This is a genomic window from Jeotgalibacillus salarius (assembly GCF_004405125.1).
Taxonomy (GTDB): Bacteria; Bacillota; Bacilli; order Bacillales; family Jeotgalibacillaceae; genus Jeotgalibacillus; species Jeotgalibacillus salarius.
In genome coordinates this window covers 37,660-53,921 of the sequence record NZ_SORX01000001.1, presented here as the reverse complement: position 1 = coordinate 53,921, position 16,262 = coordinate 37,660, and the positions used below count along the sequence as shown (strand labels likewise).

20 protein-coding genes and 1 pseudogene are annotated in these 16,262 nt (G+C 42.4%); 12 read left to right on the top strand and 9 right to left on the bottom strand.

Annotated elements, in window-relative coordinates:
- Positions 1-3: 3 nt before the first annotated feature.
- Together E2626_RS00280 and E2626_RS00275 are read right to left on the bottom strand one after the other, a co-directional pair.
- On the bottom strand, positions 4-231 hold the full coding sequence (locus E2626_RS00280) for a cytosolic protein (RefSeq protein WP_134378450.1): 228 nt from the start codon (positions 229-231) through the stop codon (positions 4-6).
- Positions 232-279: 48 nt separating this feature from the next.
- Positions 280-549, bottom strand: a complete 270-nt coding sequence (locus tag E2626_RS00275; RefSeq protein WP_134378448.1) for a DUF3055 domain-containing protein — start codon at positions 547-549, stop codon at positions 280-282.
- A 118-nt stretch (positions 550-667) separates the two neighbouring features.
- On the opposite strand from E2626_RS00275, the gene E2626_RS00270 reads away from it, so the two are divergent.
- The 3 genes from E2626_RS00270 (at position 668) to E2626_RS00260 (ending at position 3,058) form a co-directional block, all read left to right on the top strand.
- On the top strand, positions 668-1,105 hold the full coding sequence (locus tag E2626_RS00270) for a DUF86 domain-containing protein (protein ID WP_134379290.1): 438 nt from the start codon (positions 668-670) through the stop codon (positions 1,103-1,105).
- Positions 1,106-1,126: 21 nt separating this feature from the next.
- Positions 1,127-1,891, top strand: coding sequence for a TIGR01457 family HAD-type hydrolase (locus tag E2626_RS00265; protein WP_134378446.1), 765 nt, complete (start codon positions 1,127-1,129; stop codon positions 1,889-1,891).
- A 204-nt stretch (positions 1,892-2,095) separates the two neighbouring features.
- A complete protein-coding gene (locus E2626_RS00260) occupies positions 2,096-3,058 on the top strand; it encodes a 2-hydroxyacid dehydrogenase (protein WP_134378444.1) in 963 nt (320 codons plus the stop codon).
- A gap of 72 nt (positions 3,059-3,130) precedes the next feature.
- On the opposite strand, the pseudogene E2626_RS00255 reads toward E2626_RS00260, so the two are convergent.
- Positions 3,131-3,423: pseudogene (locus tag E2626_RS00255) on the bottom strand (NifU family protein).
- 358 nt (positions 3,424-3,781) lie between these two features.
- Between E2626_RS00255 and E2626_RS00250 the strand changes: the two are divergent.
- Complete coding sequence (locus E2626_RS00250) at positions 3,782-4,111, top strand: YuzD family protein (RefSeq protein ID WP_134378440.1); 330 nt, start codon at positions 3,782-3,784, stop codon at positions 4,109-4,111.
- Positions 4,112-4,448: 337 nt separating this feature from the next.
- Here the strand turns inward: E2626_RS00250 and E2626_RS00245 are convergent, their stop codons facing one another.
- The gene (locus E2626_RS00245) at positions 4,449-5,516 is read right to left on the bottom strand and encodes an NAD(P)/FAD-dependent oxidoreductase (protein WP_134378438.1); all 1,068 of its coding nucleotides are present in this window, start codon (positions 5,514-5,516) and stop codon (positions 4,449-4,451) included.
- Between the two features lie 235 nt (positions 5,517-5,751).
- On the opposite strand from E2626_RS00245, the gene E2626_RS00240 reads away from it, so the two are divergent.
- Entirely contained in the window at positions 5,752-5,988 is a 237-nt protein-coding gene (locus tag E2626_RS00240; protein ID WP_134378436.1) for a YuzB family protein, read from the top strand.
- A gap of 52 nt (positions 5,989-6,040) precedes the next feature.
- Here the strand turns inward: E2626_RS00240 and E2626_RS00235 are convergent, their stop codons facing one another.
- Positions 6,041-6,724, bottom strand: a complete 684-nt coding sequence (locus tag E2626_RS00235) for a DUF2225 domain-containing protein (RefSeq protein ID WP_134379288.1) — start codon at positions 6,722-6,724, stop codon at positions 6,041-6,043.
- A gap of 389 nt (positions 6,725-7,113) precedes the next feature.
- Between E2626_RS00235 and E2626_RS00230 the strand changes: the two genes are divergently transcribed.
- On the top strand, positions 7,114-7,476 hold the full coding sequence (locus tag E2626_RS00230; protein ID WP_134378434.1) for a HesB/IscA family protein: 363 nt from the start codon (positions 7,114-7,116) through the stop codon (positions 7,474-7,476).
- Between the two features lie 43 nt (positions 7,477-7,519).
- On the opposite strand, the gene E2626_RS00225 is transcribed toward E2626_RS00230, so the two are convergent.
- Positions 7,520-8,167, bottom strand: coding sequence for an SDR family oxidoreductase (locus E2626_RS00225; RefSeq protein WP_134378432.1), 648 nt, complete (start codon positions 8,165-8,167; stop codon positions 7,520-7,522).
- A 68-nt stretch (positions 8,168-8,235) separates the two neighbouring features.
- Positions 8,236-9,231 carry an NAD(P)/FAD-dependent oxidoreductase gene (locus E2626_RS00220; protein ID WP_134378430.1) on the bottom strand — a complete coding sequence of 332 codons (996 nt, stop codon included), beginning with the start codon at positions 9,229-9,231 and terminating at the stop codon, positions 8,236-8,238.
- Positions 9,232-9,530: 299 nt separating this feature from the next.
- Between E2626_RS00220 and E2626_RS00215 the strand changes: the two genes are divergently transcribed.
- From E2626_RS00215 to E2626_RS17410, 5 genes are all read left to right on the top strand, one after another.
- The gene (locus tag E2626_RS00215) at positions 9,531-10,745 is read left to right on the top strand and encodes an NAD(P)/FAD-dependent oxidoreductase (protein ID WP_134378428.1); all 1,215 of its coding nucleotides are present in this window, start codon (positions 9,531-9,533) and stop codon (positions 10,743-10,745) included.
- A 53-nt stretch (positions 10,746-10,798) separates the two neighbouring features.
- A complete protein-coding gene (locus tag E2626_RS00210; RefSeq protein ID WP_134378426.1) occupies positions 10,799-11,281 on the top strand; it encodes an NUDIX domain-containing protein in 483 nt (160 codons plus the stop codon).
- A 400-nt stretch (positions 11,282-11,681) separates the two neighbouring features.
- Entirely contained in the window at positions 11,682-11,789 is a 108-nt protein-coding gene (locus E2626_RS17075) for a YuiA family protein (RefSeq protein ID WP_166786673.1), read from the top strand.
- 376 nt (positions 11,790-12,165) lie between these two features.
- Positions 12,166-12,456 carry a YuiB family protein gene (locus tag E2626_RS00205; protein ID WP_134379286.1) on the top strand — a complete coding sequence of 97 codons (291 nt, stop codon included), beginning with the start codon at positions 12,166-12,168 and terminating at the stop codon, positions 12,454-12,456.
- 120 nt (positions 12,457-12,576) lie between these two features.
- The gene (locus tag E2626_RS17410) at positions 12,577-13,215 is read left to right on the top strand and encodes a 3D domain-containing protein (RefSeq protein ID WP_279587241.1); all 639 of its coding nucleotides are present in this window, start codon (positions 12,577-12,579) and stop codon (positions 13,213-13,215) included.
- 32 nt (positions 13,216-13,247) lie between these two features.
- On the opposite strand, the gene E2626_RS00195 is transcribed toward E2626_RS17410, so the two are convergent.
- Both E2626_RS00195 and E2626_RS00190 read right to left on the bottom strand, forming a co-directional pair.
- On the bottom strand, positions 13,248-14,060 hold the full coding sequence (locus E2626_RS00195) for a cobalamin-binding protein (protein WP_134378424.1): 813 nt from the start codon (positions 14,058-14,060) through the stop codon (positions 13,248-13,250).
- Positions 14,061-14,074: 14 nt separating this feature from the next.
- Entirely contained in the window at positions 14,075-14,554 is a 480-nt protein-coding gene (locus E2626_RS00190; RefSeq protein WP_134378422.1) for a divergent PAP2 family protein, read from the bottom strand.
- 128 nt (positions 14,555-14,682) lie between these two features.
- Here E2626_RS00190 and E2626_RS00185 point away from each other — a divergent pair, with 128 nt between their 5' ends.
- A complete protein-coding gene (locus E2626_RS00185) occupies positions 14,683-16,197 on the top strand; it encodes a leucyl aminopeptidase (protein WP_134378420.1) in 1,515 nt (504 codons plus the stop codon).
- Positions 16,198-16,262 lie beyond the last annotated feature (65 nt).

Below are 16,262 nucleotides of genomic sequence, written 5' to 3'. Positions count from 1 at the left end.
TTTTTATGGCTTATGTGCGCCTGGATCCTGTCTTGGGATTTCTTCGTGAGCGCCTTTGTTTTCATAGTTAAATGCACTGTAGTAGCGCTGGCCGCTTTTCCAGGGGCCGGATTTATTTTTAACAAGTGAGTATTTTCCTCTGGGTGATCCGTAAGGACCTTCAGGCAATGATTCAGGTATGAGATATTCCTTTTGCACTTCAACGTTTGAGAAGTCACTGTAACGTTCCATTTAACTGCTCCTTTTTAAATTAGTATGAGCAGGTGAAGTGTAGTTGATTCATAAGATGACTTCGTTTAAAAATTCACGAAGTTCTGATGCATCTTGTTCAGAGAGCTTAAAAGCGTGCTCCAGATAACCCTGTTCATCCAAATCATCCTGTCCGAGGATGGCAAAACGGCTGCCCTGGATATCCATTACAATGGCTTTGCCGTAATAGCGGTCAGAATACATAATCGCCAGATCAAAGCGCTGGTGATCTCCCATAAAGCTCACAAACCTCGTTTTGGTTTCTTCAGTATCATCATATAAAAAGAATCGTTCAGTCATAGTCAAAATCCTCCTTAATCTGTACTCCTAATTATAACGATTAACACCCGTCATGCCAAAAAATCAGAAAGCTTATGGTACACTTGAAACAGACATTTTTATGGAGTGTGAAGAAGATATGTACTTCGTTGACAGAGCTACGATTGAACAGACGCTTGTATTTATGGAAGAACAGCTGGCGTTTTTACAACAGCATACTACATGGGATACAAAAATCGGACAGCTTGCGCTTGAACGCAGCCTGCATACTGTTATAGAATCAATCATTGATGTTGGAAACTCTATGATTGATGGGTTTATCATGCGCGATCCCGGCAGTTATGAAGATATTGTTGATATTCTTGAGGATGAAAAAGTTATAGGGAAAGACATGCACACAGATCTTGTCCATGCAGTCAAACTGAGAAAACACCTGGTGCAGGAGTTTACACATGTGGATCATCAAATGTGTATAAACACTTTCTCATCTTCACAAAAAGCACTGCTTGCATTTGCGCCTGCAGTCAGAAAATACCTTGATCATGAACTTGGACCAGTTTCAGCATTCAGACGGTAAGGAATAGAAAGGAAGTAAGCAATGAAAACATATAAAGGTTATTTGATTGATTTAGACGGAACCATGTACAGAGGAACGGAACCGATTCAGGAAGCAGTTGAGTTTGTTAAAAAATTGAAAGATAGAGGAATTCCTTACCTTTTTGTAACGAACAATTCTTCAAAAACGCAGGAGCAGGTGGCAGCGCATTTGCAGAATTTCGATGTACCTGCTGAACCTGATCAGGTATTTACGACATCTCTTGCAACAGCATCAGTCATTTCCCGGGAAATGCCGGGAGCATCCGCGTACGTAATAGGCGGCGATGGTATCCGTCAGGCGCTTGGCGATAAAGGGATCACGATAAAAGATGAGGACCCTGACTATGTAATTGTTGGTCTGGATCGGGAAATTACGTATGAAAAATTGGCACTCGGGTGTCTTGCTGTCAGAAACGGAGCGAAATTCATCTCAACGAATGGTGATATCGCTATTCCTACAGAAAGAGGATTGCTTCCCGGAAATGGTTCGCTGACATCGATCATTACCGTTTCAACGCAGACTGAACCACTGTTTATCGGAAAGCCGGAAGCAGTCATTATGGAACAGGCATTAAATGTGCTTGGTCTTCCTAAAGAAGATGTTGTGATGGTTGGGGATAATTACGATACGGATATCAAAGCCGGCTTTAATACCGGGATGGATACACTCATGGTCCACACAGGCGTTTCACCTAAGAGTCTGCTGTTGGAGAAAGAACAGCAGCCGACTTATTCGATTGATTCTTTGTCTGAGTGGGAATTTTAAAGGTAATGTGTTTAAAAGCGCTGTCCCTTTCCGTGGAGGACTTCGCTTTCCTGCCCCCGGGCGGTGAGCCTCCTCAGCTTCGCTTCCGGGGTCTCACCTGTCCCTTTTCGGGGCGGGAGTCTTCGTCCTCCACTCCAAGTTACAGCTGAGTGATACATACATAAAATTGTCTAATCATTCTTTTTTAAAAGGGGGATATGGCTTATGTCTAAGATTTTTATTACCCGAAAAATAGATGATGCAGTGATTGCGGAACTGAAAGCCTCTTTTGATGTTGAAGTTTGGGATTCGGAAGAAGTGGCGGTACCGAGAGATGTTCTGTTGAAGCATGCGAAAGAATGCGATGCTTTATTAACGATGCTGTCTGATCAGGTGGATGAAGAGCTATTGTCGGTTGCTCCTCATTTGAAGGTTGTCGCGAATATGGCGGTTGGTTATGACAATGTCGATGTTGAGGCAGCTGACAAGGCTGGGGTCATCATTACGAATACGCCTGATGTGTTAACGGATACGACGGCTGACTTGGTTTTTGCGCTGATGCTGGCGACTGCCAGAAGAATTCCTGAAGCTGCTGACTTTATCAGGCAGGGAGAGTGGACGTCGTGGTCTCCATATCTGCTCGCAGGACGTGATGTTCACCATAAGACGATCGGCATTATCGGAATGGGTAAGATTGGACAGGCTGTTGCTAAGCGTGCGGCAGGTTTTGATATGAATATTCTTTATCATACGAGAAGCCGTAAGACAGAGGCTGAAAAAGAGTTCGGGGCACAATATAAAAACCTTCATGACCTGCTGGAGAAATCTGATTTTGTGCTGGTGCTCGCTCCTTTAACAGAAGAAACGAGGGGCATGATAGGGTATGAGCAGTTCAGACAGATGAAAAAATCTGCGATATTTCTGAACGTTGGAAGAGGTCCTGTTACAGACGAAGAGGCATTAATTGAAGCCCTGAAAAATGATGAAATTGCCGGAGCAGGGCTTGATGTATTTGAAAAGGAACCTATCAGCCCTGACCACCCGCTGCTTTCAATGAAGAATGTTGTAGCAGTACCTCATATCGGAAGTGCATCAGAGGAAACACGCTATGCCATGATGAAGCTGGCTGCTGATAATATAAAGTCAGTACTGGAAAACGGGCGACCTTTAACAAAAGTATCTTTGTAATATTCTCATTTGAATTAAAAATTTCTCAATAAAAAATCCTCTTGCTGTGATCAGCAAGAGGATGATTTTTAATTAAAATACCTGTTCAACTTCTACAACGCCTGGTACTTCTTCAAGCAATGCACGCTCAATACCTGCTTTAAGTGTGATAGTTGAACTTGGGCATGTACCGCATGCGCCAAGAAGTCTTAATTTTACGATTCCATCTTCAACGTCTACGAGTTCGCAGTCTCCGCCGTCACGAAGAAGGAATGGACGAAGTTTATCAAGTACTTCCTGAACTGAATCTTGCATTTCTACTTCTGTCATTCGAATCGACTCCCTTCCTGTATTCTATTATAATGAGTATGACGAAAAAAATCCATCCATGTTATTTGAAATTATTATTGTTTACGCAAACATTCGATAAGCGCTATAAAACCGCTGGCAATTTCCGTGGAGGACTGCGCTTTCCTGCCCCCGGGCGGTAAGCCTCCTCAGCTTCGCTTGCGGGGTCTCACCTGTCCCTTTTCCGGGGCGGGAGTCTCCGTCCTCCACTCCAAGTGCCAGCTAAGGGCTGGTTCATTAATCAATGTAGTTGAAGTTTGTAAATGTATAAGATATATCATGTACAGTTGTTATTGAAAACGTAGGGGCACGATTCCAGCGTCCGGAAGTGAGTCACCTGAAGCAAAAATCATCGAACCACAAAATAATTAATAAATAAAAAGGGAGTTGTTTAATATGGCGAATGAGGCTGTGACGGTTACAGTGTATGGGGCAGAGACGATTTGTGCGAGTTGTGTGGGGGCACCTTCTTCTAAAGAGACTTATGAATGGCTGGAGGCGGCAATTGGCCGTAAGTTTCCGGATCGTAAGTTTGTGATGGATTATGTGGATATTAATACAGAGCAGGAAGATCCGAAAAAGGCTGCTTTTGTGGAGCGGGTTTGGGAAGAGGATTTATTTTATCCAGTTGTTTTAGTCGAAGATGAGATTGTGGGAGAAGGGAACCCGCGTCTTAAGGCTGTATATAAAGAGCTTGAGAAGTATGGATTTCAGACTGCTGAATAATACAGAAAACGTCCGGCGTGATTTTGAACTGCCGGACGTTTAATCGTTTAGATTTCTGTAAAGTTCAATCCCTTTAGCACTTCGGAATCTGATTTGTCGCATAAATAGTATTTGTCATGTTCATCCTTCATTACAACATAATCAGGATTTTGATTGTTGTAATCATTAGGAACTTCCACGAGGTTGTAGCGTTCATGAAAAGGGAGTAGGGACACGTTTGATTCACCGCCTTATTCAAATATTTCTTTTAGTATACTGATGTAGGTGATAAATCAAAGTTATAGCCGGTTTGAAATGTGCCAGAAAAAAACGTGCTGTTTTTATCAGCACGTTTTGGTTATCCATTATGATATTTATACATCCAAAGCACGCCGGATTTCAGCAGTCTTGCGATACGTCCCGTAACAGTACGATCTCCAAGATAGGCAAACCCTTGCTTTTTACCGAGTGATCCCATAAAGCCTTTGAGCTTGATTTTAGGCATTTGCTCTGGAAGCTCTTCGTTTTTCCAGCGGGTAAGCAATACTTTAACGATCTGTTCAGCCTGTTCTTCGGCAAGCTGCGCACTTGGTGCAAATGGAAGGCTTGCACAGTCTCCAACGACATAGACGTTTTCATTATCCGGCAGGTTATGATACTGAGAGAGAACGACTCGATTGGAAGAATCCTTCTCACCAGGAAGTTCACGGACAACTTTGACGGGCTGGATACCTGCAGTCCAAACACATACATCTACAGGAATCTTTTCTTCATGATTGTAAAGCATATTTGGTTCTACTTTTGTGATATTCGAATTGCTGACAACGTCTACATTGTTCGCGTCAAACCACTTCTGTACGTAGTTACTCAGGCGCTGTGGGAAGGCTGGAAGAATACGTTCACCGCGGTCAAACAGTTTGATTTTCAGGTCATCACGGCTTTCGCGAAGTTCACTGGCAAGTTCAATGCCGCTTAATCCCGCACCTACAACTCCGACTACTGATCCAGATGGTAAATTTGACAGTCTCTCATATGTGGCTCTCGAGCGCTGGATTGACTGAATGCTGTAAGTATGTTCATCCGCACCAGGTACGTTATGATACTTATCTTCACATCCCAATCCAATCACTAGGTCATCATATTCAACTTGGCTATTGTCTTCGAGAATGACACGTTTATTTTCAGTATCAATTTCTGAAACTGAACCGTACTTAAGATCAAGCCGTTCATGCTCAGGAAAACTGACGCGCACTTCCTGGTCAGAAGCAGTTCCTGCAGCCAGTGCATAGTATTCCGTTTTCAGACAGTGGTACGGTGTACGGTCAATTAGTGTAATTTTTACGTCTTCAGGCAGTTTGTCCGGCAGCAGTCGCAGTAAAACACGCATATTGCCGTAGCCTCCACCCAATAATACTAAGTGTTTCATGGATAGCCCTCTCTTTACAGTAATCATAGTAGTAAGTAAGCACTTTCAATATGATCATACATACACAATGTGTTAGATCATTACGTTTACATTCATTAAAAAGTATATCGGAATAAAGGTCTCAGTACAATCATATTAAGAGAATTCTTTCACAAACTTGTCAATTAATACAGGCAGGATGATTGACGAAGTTTTCCGAAGGCGTTACATTTGAAATTAGTATGAGGTGATAAAAATGAAACCAATTATAGAGTTTTGTATTAGCAATATAGCAAGTGGGTCTCAGGAGGCATTTGAAACGCTTGAACGGGATCCGAATCTTGATGTCATTGAATATGGATGTACAAGTCACTGTGGAGTTTGCGCAGCATCTATGTTTGCAATCGTGAACGGGGAATTAGTAGAAGCGGATACACCTAAGGAACTGGTTGAAGCTGTCTATGAATTTCTGGAAGAGAACCCAATGTTTTAATAGAAAATTCATGGCACAAAAAAGCTGATCGGAGTGTTTGCGATCAGCTTTTTTAAAGGACTTTACGTTCTTCTCTGTATGTCTGCCATCTTTCTTTTGCCATGTGAACCATTTTTGGATCATTAGAGTTATGCTGTTTTTCAATGATTTTTGAAAAATGACGAGTCGCATCTTCATCTTCTCCAAGGCGCAATGAAAGTTCAGCGATCAAGTAAAGTACACGTTCTGTTGTGATTTGGGTGCCTGCATAATCCTCTTTTGAATAAGCATCTTTATAAGCTTTCACTGCAAGCCGTTGAAAACGTTCTTCCTGTTCATGATCGCGGTTGCGGTATAACCAGGATAACCTCAAGTAAAGTCCTGCCAGAATGATGCTCTTCTCACGCTTGATGGTTGCCATATAAATCGCAAGTTTATAAGCTTTAATTGCATCATCAGGGGTACGTTCACCTGAAAAATCAAGATGCTGCCAATGCTTTGAGATTTTATCCTGGATTTCTTCTTTGCCTCCAGGCGGAAAGTAAAGCGCAAAATCATCTGTAAATGAATACCCGCACTCCGTACAGACGTGGACATGGTACAAATTAGGATTGATCGAACTGTCTTCATATACTGGCATTAAATCTGTGCTGTATTCTTTAACCCGTACAAATCTTCCCCTGATTTTTGTAGAAGTGAATTTATGCTTACACAATCCACAGGTAACACTTTTAGCGTACAACGGTGTCAGTTCCATTTCATTCACCCCAGTCTATATCTTAAGATAGATGTGCTATATATCTTTTAGTATACCCTTTTAGTGGGTCTTTTGAAACGTTTTTTTCATTAAATTATATCTTTTGACGCAATTGTTAGTGGTTTATATTTTAGTTTTGTTTTTGTTAAAGGTGGTAATTGATGTCTGCTTCATAAATGCACTGGAATAGAATCGGGACCTTAAGCACGAATCAAACCGATATATTTTAAAAATCAGCCATTAGGTGTAGTGGAAGGTGAAATTGTTTGTATGACGGGCATTCATTCGTATCACTTCTGAGGCATATGGTCATATGACAGTTTGAATCGGTTGAGTAGAAGCTGGATAAGCGATATACTAAAAATAGCAAAAACGTTGGAGGTGCTGGAATGGCAAATGTAATCAAATTATCAGAAGCTGCAGCGCTTCAGGTAAAAGATATGATGAAGCAGGCTGAAGAGGAAGACGCTTATCTTCGCGTAGCGATAAAAGGCGGCGGTTGCAGTGGATTGTCTTATGGCATGGGCTTTGAGCATGAAACTGGTGATACGGACAAAATAGAAGAGCATCATGGCATTCAGGTGCTTGTGAATAAAGATGACGCTGACATTCTGAGCGGTACGGAGATTGACTATAAGCAGTCGCTTATGGGCGGCGGCTTTACAATTGAGAATCCGAATGCAATTGCATCATGCGGATGCGGATCTTCATTCAGAACAGCTACAAAAACAGGTACACCTGAAAATTGCTAGACATAAAAAAATCGCCTGCGGATCTAATCCGCAGGCGATTTTTTTATATAGCTTTGAGTGCTTCTTTTATTGGCTCATCACCGTTGACCATTTCAATTGTCTTATGGTCGAGATTGGTACATAAAATCGATTCAACAAGTATTGCAGCTACGTCCTCGCGTGTGATTTCTCCATCACGATGCTTCATTTCTTCTGAAACATCAATTTTACCGGTAGCAGAATCATCTGTTAACGCACCCGGTCGGATAATCGTATAGTTCAGGCCGCTTTGTTTTAAATGAACATCTGCATCATGTTTGGCCTGTAAATAGTGGTGGAAGGCTTCGCTGTCGCCGGCAATCGACGGGTCGTCAGCACCCATGGAGCTAAGCATGATAAAGCGTTCAATTCCTTTTTCTTTTGCGAAATCAACTGCTTTCATTGCACCGTCACGATCAACTGCTGTCGTTTTATCGCTGCCTGTGTCAGGACCTGAGCCGGCAGCGAAAATCACTGCGTTCACATCTTCAAATGCATATTTGAATTCCTGTTCCAGGTCGGCAATAATCGGGCGTGCGCCAAGGTCTTCCATTTCTTTAGACTGTTCTGATTTTCGGATCATCGCTTTCACCAGATGCTGTTCACTTTCGGCCAGCTTCTGAACTGCCATTCGTCCAGTCGTTCCATTTGCACCAATTACGAGTACATGCATGGTATCACTCTCCAAAATTAGTTGATACTAATTAACATACCCGACCTGCTTTTTTGCTAAACGGATGATCAGCTGAACATAGACGTACTGTGCATTGGCTGAACGCGTGCTTTAGGATCAATTGACGCCTTGGCATTGTTCACAGCAGTCGGTGCCTCACCGAAACCTGATGCAATCAATTTAACTTTACCATCATACGTACATACATCTCCTGCTGCATAAATGCCTGGAATATTTGTTTCCATTCGAGAGTTTACGACAATTGAATTTTTCTCAATATCAAGGGTCCACTGTTTGATTGGACCGAGAGAGGATACAAAGCCATAATTGACAATTAAATGGTCAAAGTTCAAAACAGTCGTTTCTTCTTCCTTGGATTTTTGAAGTGTCAGTGACTGTATGTTGTCATTCATCGTCTGATAGCCTACAGGCACATAAGGTGTCATGACGCGAACCTTTGATTGTTTTAACTGCTCAACACTTGCTTCGTGTGCACGGAATGAATCACGTCTATGCACAAGCGTAACTGATTTCGCGACAGGTTCGAGCATGAGTGCCCAGTCAACCGCTGAATCACCACCGCCAAGAAGGACGACATCCTGATCTTTAAAGTTTGAAAGATCTTCTATAAAGTAGTGAAGATTTTTTTCTTCAAAATCGTTTAATCCATCCAGGTTTAATTTTCTTGGCTGAAATGCACCGTTTCCTGCAGTAATAATGATTGTTCTCGTATAATGAACTTCCTCTGGAGTTGTAAGGACAAAAACACCGTCTTCACGCTTTTCCACGTGAGTAACTTCCTGACCAAGACGGATTTCAGTGTCAAAGCGTGACATCTGAGCAGTCAGATTATCTACAAGCTCCTGCGCCTTCACTTTTGGAAAACCTGCTACATCATATATATATTTATCAGGATATAAAGCAGTCAGCTGCCCGCCAAGATGCGGGAGACTTTCAATCAGTTTCACACTTGCCTGACGCATACCGCCATAAAAAGCTGTGAATAAACCAACCGGACCGCCGCCTATCACAGTAATATCATAAATCGAAGTATCTTCTTTCATCTGAGATCCCTCCACAAACCTGATTTGCATGTAGTGTACCATATAGTACGTACTTGTAGCCTTACAGGAGGTTCTGTTTATACAGTTTTCAGACTTTAGGATGAGGACATAAACTTTTCATATTTACGCGGAAAACCTTGAAATAGGGAGAAAAAAAGAATATGATTGATAAAGATATAGAATCAATAGAAGAAGTATGATGTTCATTTTCGTGAACAATTTCACAATCTTTTATAAGGGCAAGCGTTGCTGCCTTAAACGCATCGTAATCTCATATTAAAAAGGTGGAAGTGATCCAAGTGAAAAGACCTACAGTGGTTGTTTTAGGAGCAGGATACGGCGGATTATCCGTTATTACAAAACTTCAGAAACTCGTGAATGCAGACGACGCAGACATTATTCTTGTCAACAAGAATGATTACCATTATGAATCAACGTGGCTGCACGAAGCAGCAGCAGGAACAATGTCTCCTGATGCTGTGCGCTATGATATCGGCGGTGTGCTTGACAAAGGTAAAGTAAATTTTGTACAGGCTACAGTTGAAAACATTGATACAAAAGCACAAAAAGTTATTACAGACCGTTCAGAAATCGGATATGACTATCTGGTAGTCGGCCTTGGTTTTGAAGGTGAAACTTTCGGAATTCCTGGTTTGAAAGAGCACGCTTTCTCTATTGCTAACGTGAAAGCAGCACGCCAGATCCGTGATCACATCGAATATCAATTCGCTACTTACAGCCTTGAAGAAGTAAAAGACCCTTCAAGACTGACGATTGTTGTTGGGGGAGCAGGTTTCACAGGAATCGAATTCCTTGGCGAACTGGCTGACCGTCTGCCAGTGCTTTGCGAAGAGTACGATGTAGATCCGAAAGCAGTTCGTATTCTCTGTGTAGAAGCTGCACCAATGGTTCTTCCTGGATTTGACGAAGAACTGGTTGAGTATGCGGTATCATACCTGAAGAGTAAGGGAATCGAATTCTCTATTGGAACACCTTTAACAGAAGCTACGCCAGAAGGTGTTAAGATTAAAAAAGGTGAAGATACGTTCGAAGACATTCCTGCCAAGACAGTTGTCTGGGCTGCGGGTGTTCGCGGAAATCCAATCATCGAAAAAGCTGGTTTCGAAAACATGCGTGCCCGAATCAAAGTTGATCCTGAGCTTCGTGCACCAGGACATAACAACGTATTTATCGTTGGAGACTGTGCGTTAATGATCAATGCTCAAACAGAGCGACCATATCCACCAACTGCACAGATTGCAATGCAGCAAGGTGCGCACACTGCTCACAACCTGGTAGCACTTTTTAAAGGTGAAGAATTAGAGCCATTTACTCCGGATTTAAAAGGTACAGTTTGCTCACTGGGTGAGAACGAAGCGATCGGTGAAGTATTCGGCCGCAAGATCACTGGTAAAAAAGCTGCTATGATGAAGAAAGTCATCGATAACCGTGCGTTATACGTACTTGGTGGTCCAGGACTTGTATTCAAAAAAGGTAAGCTGAACATGTTTTAATAAAAGAGCAGCTGCGGCTGCTCTTTTTTCTACATATATAAGGGGTGTTTGACATGAAGCGGGGAAAAGTATGGCTCGGTGCAGCAGGTCTCATTGAGAACAGTAAAGGTGAATGGCTTGTCGTAAAGAAAAAGTATGGTGGATTAAAGGACAAATGGTCTATCCCTGCCGGCTTTGTTGAAGAAGGGGAAACAGCAGACCAGGCCGCAGTAAGAGAAGTAAAAGAAGAAACAGGTATCACAGCAGAAGTGATTAAAGTAGCAGGATTCAGAAGCGGTGTACTCAAACATACGATTAGCGATAATATGATTATCTTTGTCATGAAGGCAGTGGATGAATCAGAACTGTTACAGGTACCTGAAGAAGAGATTGCAGAAGCTGCATGGATTGATAAACATGAGCTGAGAGATCATCCGGACGTTTCATCCATGATCCCGGTCATGATCGATCACGAAGAAGCAGCCACGCTTGAAATTAACCGCCACTCAAATCCAGGTGACCAGTTTGGCTATACGAAGTATCATTTGTTTTTCTGAAGTCTGTATATAATAACCGCTGCCCCTTTCCGTGGAGGACTGCGCTTTCCTGCCCCCGGGCGGTGAGCCTCCTCGAGCTTTGCTCTGCGGGGTCTCACCTGTCCCTTCCTGGGGCGGGAGTCTCCGTCCTCAACTCCAAGGGGCAGCTACGTATTGTACAGTTATAATATTCTGTCAAAAATTATTATAAGCGCTAAAATGTTTAATCCCTTATCGAGCAAATGTGAACAAATTACGAAATTTACCCACAGTTCTAAATTTTCTGATAATTAAAGAGAACGGAAGAAACAGGGGTCATGTATTCGCTTACATGGCTTTTTTTCAACGAATTTGGCGCTTTTCAGTATGAAAGCGTCCGTGCTATATTACTCTCAATACATCAGAAGAGAGGGTGCTTCATATGAAAAAACCAACAAACTGCAGCTATTGCTCAGGTAAAGGATATTTTCAATTAAGACTAGGCGGATCAGAAACTTGCCCGAATTGCGGAGGGGAAGGTAAAAAATAAATAATACAGCCGGGTGCTTATGCATTCGGTTTTTATTTTGCTTTAAAACCGGTTGTCACTGACTGTTCAATGATGATCAGGGATGATGCAATCTTGATGAGAGCTGAGTCAATGATAAAAGGAGATGATTCAACATAACTTGCCCCCCTTCAGGTCATTTACTTCTTCAAATACCTCAGTAAGGAAGCTTCTTTCAAGAACGTGTTGCTCCCCTTCTAATCTCTTATTTAAAATAAATAGTCTGCATACTTTGTGTCATCAAATTGAACGTTCAAACAGGGGCATTGCACTGCATTCTATGTTGATGTAAACTGTTCTAGTGAACCTGGAGGTGTATCATTTGGCAACGTTTGGGATAGCTGAACTTTTAATTTCGATGATGCTGTTTCTGATATTATTTTTCGGAATCGGCTTTTTATTAAATATGCTATTACGTATGACATGGATCATGGCAGTAATCTATCCAGTTATTACAATCCTCATTGTAGATGAGGTCAGATTCATAGAGTATTTTCGAGAAACGGGAGACTCATTCTCAGCACTCGGAACCCGATTTGCTTCGCTGGCAGCAGCGGATATTTTAATATTAACAAGCGGTATGGCAGGCGCGATTATTGCAGGACTTGTAATGATATGGCTCCGTAAGCAGGGTTACCGAATGTTCTAAGCTCCCCGGATAACGAGGAGCTTTTTTAATTGTCAGTCAATTCAAAGGATTAAGGCTTTCGTCATATATGATTAAAAATTGTCTGAGAGGGAATAAATAGTTTTGGAAGGAGTAGATTCAATGTCTAAAATGTTTATAGTGTCCGCAGGTATATTACTTGCAGGGCTGGCATCAATATTTATTGCGCACGATAACGAGGCTGCCGCAGCGGAGTGGTCGGTTGCACTGCCGTCTGAAGCGTTAGTGCCGGTTGTTGAAGATATGAGAATGTTACAGGACAGAGAGTTATCTTTAACATCAAAAACACTGTCTGAGGAAGATACTGCTTTTAATCTCGTTGCTTCGAAAATGAAAAGCCATGAGACGAAGTCAGTGCCTCAGCACGTTGTAGATAATCCGTCTAAGACGGTAAAAGCAACTGGTTATACCGCAGGAATCGAATCCACTGGAAAAGAGCCTGGAGACGAACTATATGGCATTACTTTTTCAGGTGTGCAAGTGAAAAGAGATCTGTATTCAACCATTGCAGCTGATCCAAAAGTATTTCCGATAGGAACTGTAATGTTTATACCGGGATATGGTTATGGTGTTGTAGCTGATACGGGCAGTGCAATTAAAGGTGATATAATTGACCTGTACTTTGACACTGTAGATGAGGTATTTAATGAATGGGGCAAGCAGGACGTCGAGGTGTATGTGCTTAAGGAAGGTGACGGCACATTAACTGAAGAAGAGTTTGCAGCGTATAATAATCAGTAATAAAAAAGTCACGCCTGAGGGGCGTGACTTTTTTATGTGAGCTTTAATTCTTCAGGCAGTTTGATCTCTTTATATTGTTCAGGATGTAAAATCTGTCCGAGTTTTATCAAACCTTCAAGCAATCTTGGAGATGGCCTGCAATAGAGTGCTTCCTCGAGTACATGCACGCGTCCGTTCTTTACCGCATCAAGCTCTGTCCATCCTGGCCTCTTATTTAAAATAGAAGGATTTACTTTGCGTGGCTGCACACCGACCCACGCCAGACAGATTACTTCAGGCTTTTTATTCGCAACATCTTCCCAGCCGGTCTGGATGCTGGCAAGTTCAACAGCTTCATACAAGTTGACACCGCCTGCTAGACGGCTGATTTCTGTTAACCAGTTCGTGCCGCCGGGTGTGAATACCGGCTTAGGCCACCATTCCCAGTATAAAGAGGGATGAGATTCTGTCTCAGATGCAGCTTTTTCACATTGAGCAAGCACGCTGTTAAAAGCCTCTGCAATACGATTTGCATTTTCCTCTATACCTGCTGCCCGACCAAGAACTTTTAAGTCTGCAACAATGTCTTCCAAAGATTGTGGATTAAAGCAAATATGGTTAAGACCTCTTCTATCAAGCTCTTCTATATTTTTTTCCATTCCAGGTACGCTTAACGAAGACAAAATTAAGTCCGGCTTCAACGCTTCAACTTTATCGATGTCAATTGAGAGGTCGGGACCAAGCTGTTCAATATGTTCAACTTCCTTAGGCCAGTCTGAAAAGTCATCAACACCTACAATATATTTTGTAAGCCCCAGATATGCTGCCAGTTCAGTATTACTCGGACAAAGTGAAACGATTCTCATGACATGTCCTCCAATCAAACAGTTATCAGATAGTGAACGAGTAATGTTAAAAAGATTCCTGTTAAGCCGCCGAAAAATACTTCAATCGGTTTGTGACCAAGTAATGTTTTCAGTTCTTTTCGTCTTTCTTCTTCATCTTTCTGCTGCCAGCCTTTTGCTTCTGAAACAAATTTATTAAAATCACGCATCAGCTGATTAATGACAGCAGCCTGTTCACCTGCCTGAAATCGTACACCTGTTGCATCAAACATCGTGATGATCGCAAATACAGTTGCTAAAGCAAATACAGGTGAAGCTAAGCCGTTTTCAAGCGCGATTCCCGTAGCAAGAGCAGTAACTGCAGCGGAATGTGAGCTTGGCATTCCTCCTGTTGATGTAACAAGAGACCAGTCCACTTTTCGCGTGGCTGCATATTGAATAGGTACTTTAACTACCTGAGCAAATAAAATCGCAAATAATGAAGCCCAGAGAGGGAAATTGCTGAAGAGTTCCATTGACGTATATTCATCCTTTCAAGTGGCCGGGGTTTTAGGCAAGTATATCATATTTCACAGGGGCAAGAATGTCCGGAGATCGAATTATCACAGAATTTACAGTATACTTATTTACGGAGGTGTTTGATATGAAATGGACAATACATACAAATGAAAACGTGCTTGATCAGCAGCACGAATACTTAGCAGCTAGCACATGGCACCAGCCGGTCGTATCAGGTTTTTCAAAAGAGCTGGATGATCAGATGAAAGGCGGCTTAACAGAGCTGATCAAAGAAGGGGATATCGAAGCAAAATCGAGGCAGATTACCGTACTGCCAACACTTGGAGCGCTTTCTGCCAAAAGAATTATTTTTTCAGGTTTGGGTAAGGAATCAAATTTATCGTTTGAAGAGCTGAGAGAGTGCTTTGGTGTGCTGGGCAAAACGCTAAAAAAGAAAAAGGTGTCTTCACTAGCAATTGCCCTTGATTCTTATAAAGGTAAGAATTTTGATGCAACAGATGTTGCTCAGGCACTCATTGAAGGAATTACGCTTGCAATGTATGAGTTTGAAGGTTATAAAAAGAAATCAAATGTACCCGATGTAGCGCTTGAAGAGTTGCACATCTACTCTAAGCATGATGCGAAGGAGCTTGAAGCGGCACTTGAGGTTGGTGAGGCTTTAGCGGATGGTACAAATGAAGCCAGAACGCTTGTTAATATGCCGTCTAATCTTTTAACCTCAGTGAAAATGGCTGATTACGCTCAAGAAATGGCTGAGCGCCACGGCTTTGACATTGAAATTCTTGGTAAAGAAGAGATTGAAGAAATGGGAATGGGTGCACTTCTTGCAGTTAACCAGGGTTCTGAAATCCCTCCCCGCATGATTGTGATGAAGCATCAGGTTACTGAACAGTGGGATGATGTGCTGGCACTGGTAGGTAAAGGAATCACCTTTGATACAGGTGGCTATTCGATCAAGCCGAAAGATGGCATAGTTGGTATGAAAGCTGACATGGGCGGCGCAGCAGCTGTTCTTGGCGCAATGGAGATTATCGGCAGACTGAAGCCTGAACAAAATGTCATGGCAGTCATAGCAGCTACAGATAACATGATCAGCCATAAAGCTTTCAAACCGGACGATGTGATTACATCGATGAGCGGTAAAACGATTGAAATTTTAAATACGGATGCTGAAGGCAGGCTTGTCCTTGCGGATGCTGTAACGTATGCAAAGCAGCATGGAGCAGATTATCTTGTTGATGTTGCTACGCTGACGGGTGGCGTTGTTGTTGCTCTGGGACTTGATAAAACCGGCGCATTGACAAACAATGAGCCTTTATTTGAAAAAGTACTTGAAGCTTCTGTGGAAGCAGGAGAATTCATCTGGCAGCTGCCGTATACTGAAGGCGACCGTAAACGTGTTCGCAACAGTCCGGTAGCAGATCTGAACAATTCACCGGGCCGTGATGGACATGCACTGTTTGCAGGAGCATTTATCGGTGAATTTACAGAAGGTACGCCTTGGGTGCACCTTGATATTGCGGGTACAGCGACAACCAAGTCAGCCCACTTACTTGGACCGGCAGGCGGAACCGGCGCCATGGCAAGAACACTTGCTTTATTGACAGAGCAGTTTGTGCTCGAACGTACTGAGAAGTAAGTAAATGAAAATGATCATTTAATATTAGTGCATGATTAAAAGGAGAAATGGGCAACGTGCATTTC

What these genes read in the sequence shown, in the direction of transcription:
- E2626_RS00280 (WP_134378450.1), bottom strand. Translation starts at nt 231, where the DNA reads ATGGAACGTTACAGTGACTTCTCAAACGTTGAAGTGCAAAAGGAATAT.
- E2626_RS00275 (WP_134378448.1), bottom strand. Translation starts at nt 549, where the DNA reads ATGACTGAACGATTCTTTTTATATGATGATACTGAAGAAACCAAAACG.
- E2626_RS00270 (WP_134379290.1), top strand. Translation starts at nt 668, where the DNA reads ATGTACTTCGTTGACAGAGCTACGATTGAACAGACGCTTGTATTTATG.
- E2626_RS00265 (WP_134378446.1), top strand. Translation starts at nt 1,127, where the DNA reads ATGAAAACATATAAAGGTTATTTGATTGATTTAGACGGAACCATGTAC.
- E2626_RS00260 (WP_134378444.1), top strand. Translation starts at nt 2,096, where the DNA reads ATGTCTAAGATTTTTATTACCCGAAAAATAGATGATGCAGTGATTGCG.
- E2626_RS00250 (WP_134378440.1), top strand. Translation starts at nt 3,782, where the DNA reads ATGGCGAATGAGGCTGTGACGGTTACAGTGTATGGGGCAGAGACGATT.
- E2626_RS00245 (WP_134378438.1), bottom strand. Translation starts at nt 5,516, where the DNA reads ATGAAACACTTAGTATTATTGGGTGGAGGCTACGGCAATATGCGTGTT.
- E2626_RS00240 (WP_134378436.1), top strand. Translation starts at nt 5,752, where the DNA reads ATGAAACCAATTATAGAGTTTTGTATTAGCAATATAGCAAGTGGGTCT.
- E2626_RS00235 (WP_134379288.1), bottom strand. Translation starts at nt 6,724, where the DNA reads ATGGAACTGACACCGTTGTACGCTAAAAGTGTTACCTGTGGATTGTGT.
- E2626_RS00230 (WP_134378434.1), top strand. Translation starts at nt 7,114, where the DNA reads ATGGCAAATGTAATCAAATTATCAGAAGCTGCAGCGCTTCAGGTAAAA.
- E2626_RS00225 (WP_134378432.1), bottom strand. Translation starts at nt 8,167, where the DNA reads ATGCATGTACTCGTAATTGGTGCAAATGGAACGACTGGACGAATGGCA.
- E2626_RS00220 (WP_134378430.1), bottom strand. Translation starts at nt 9,231, where the DNA reads ATGAAAGAAGATACTTCGATTTATGATATTACTGTGATAGGCGGCGGT.
- E2626_RS00210 (WP_134378426.1), top strand. Translation starts at nt 10,799, where the DNA reads ATGAAGCGGGGAAAAGTATGGCTCGGTGCAGCAGGTCTCATTGAGAAC.
- E2626_RS17075 (WP_166786673.1), top strand. Translation starts at nt 11,682, where the DNA reads ATGAAAAAACCAACAAACTGCAGCTATTGCTCAGGTAAAGGATATTTT.
- E2626_RS00205 (WP_134379286.1), top strand. Translation starts at nt 12,166, where the DNA reads ATGATGCTGTTTCTGATATTATTTTTCGGAATCGGCTTTTTATTAAAT.
- E2626_RS17410 (WP_279587241.1), top strand. Translation starts at nt 12,577, where the DNA reads ATGTCTAAAATGTTTATAGTGTCCGCAGGTATATTACTTGCAGGGCTG.
- E2626_RS00195 (WP_134378424.1), bottom strand. Translation starts at nt 14,060, where the DNA reads ATGAGAATCGTTTCACTTTGTCCGAGTAATACTGAACTGGCAGCATAT.
- E2626_RS00190 (WP_134378422.1), bottom strand. Translation starts at nt 14,554, where the DNA reads ATGGAACTCTTCAGCAATTTCCCTCTCTGGGCTTCATTATTTGCGATT.
- E2626_RS00185 (WP_134378420.1), top strand. Translation starts at nt 14,683, where the DNA reads ATGAAATGGACAATACATACAAATGAAAACGTGCTTGATCAGCAGCAC.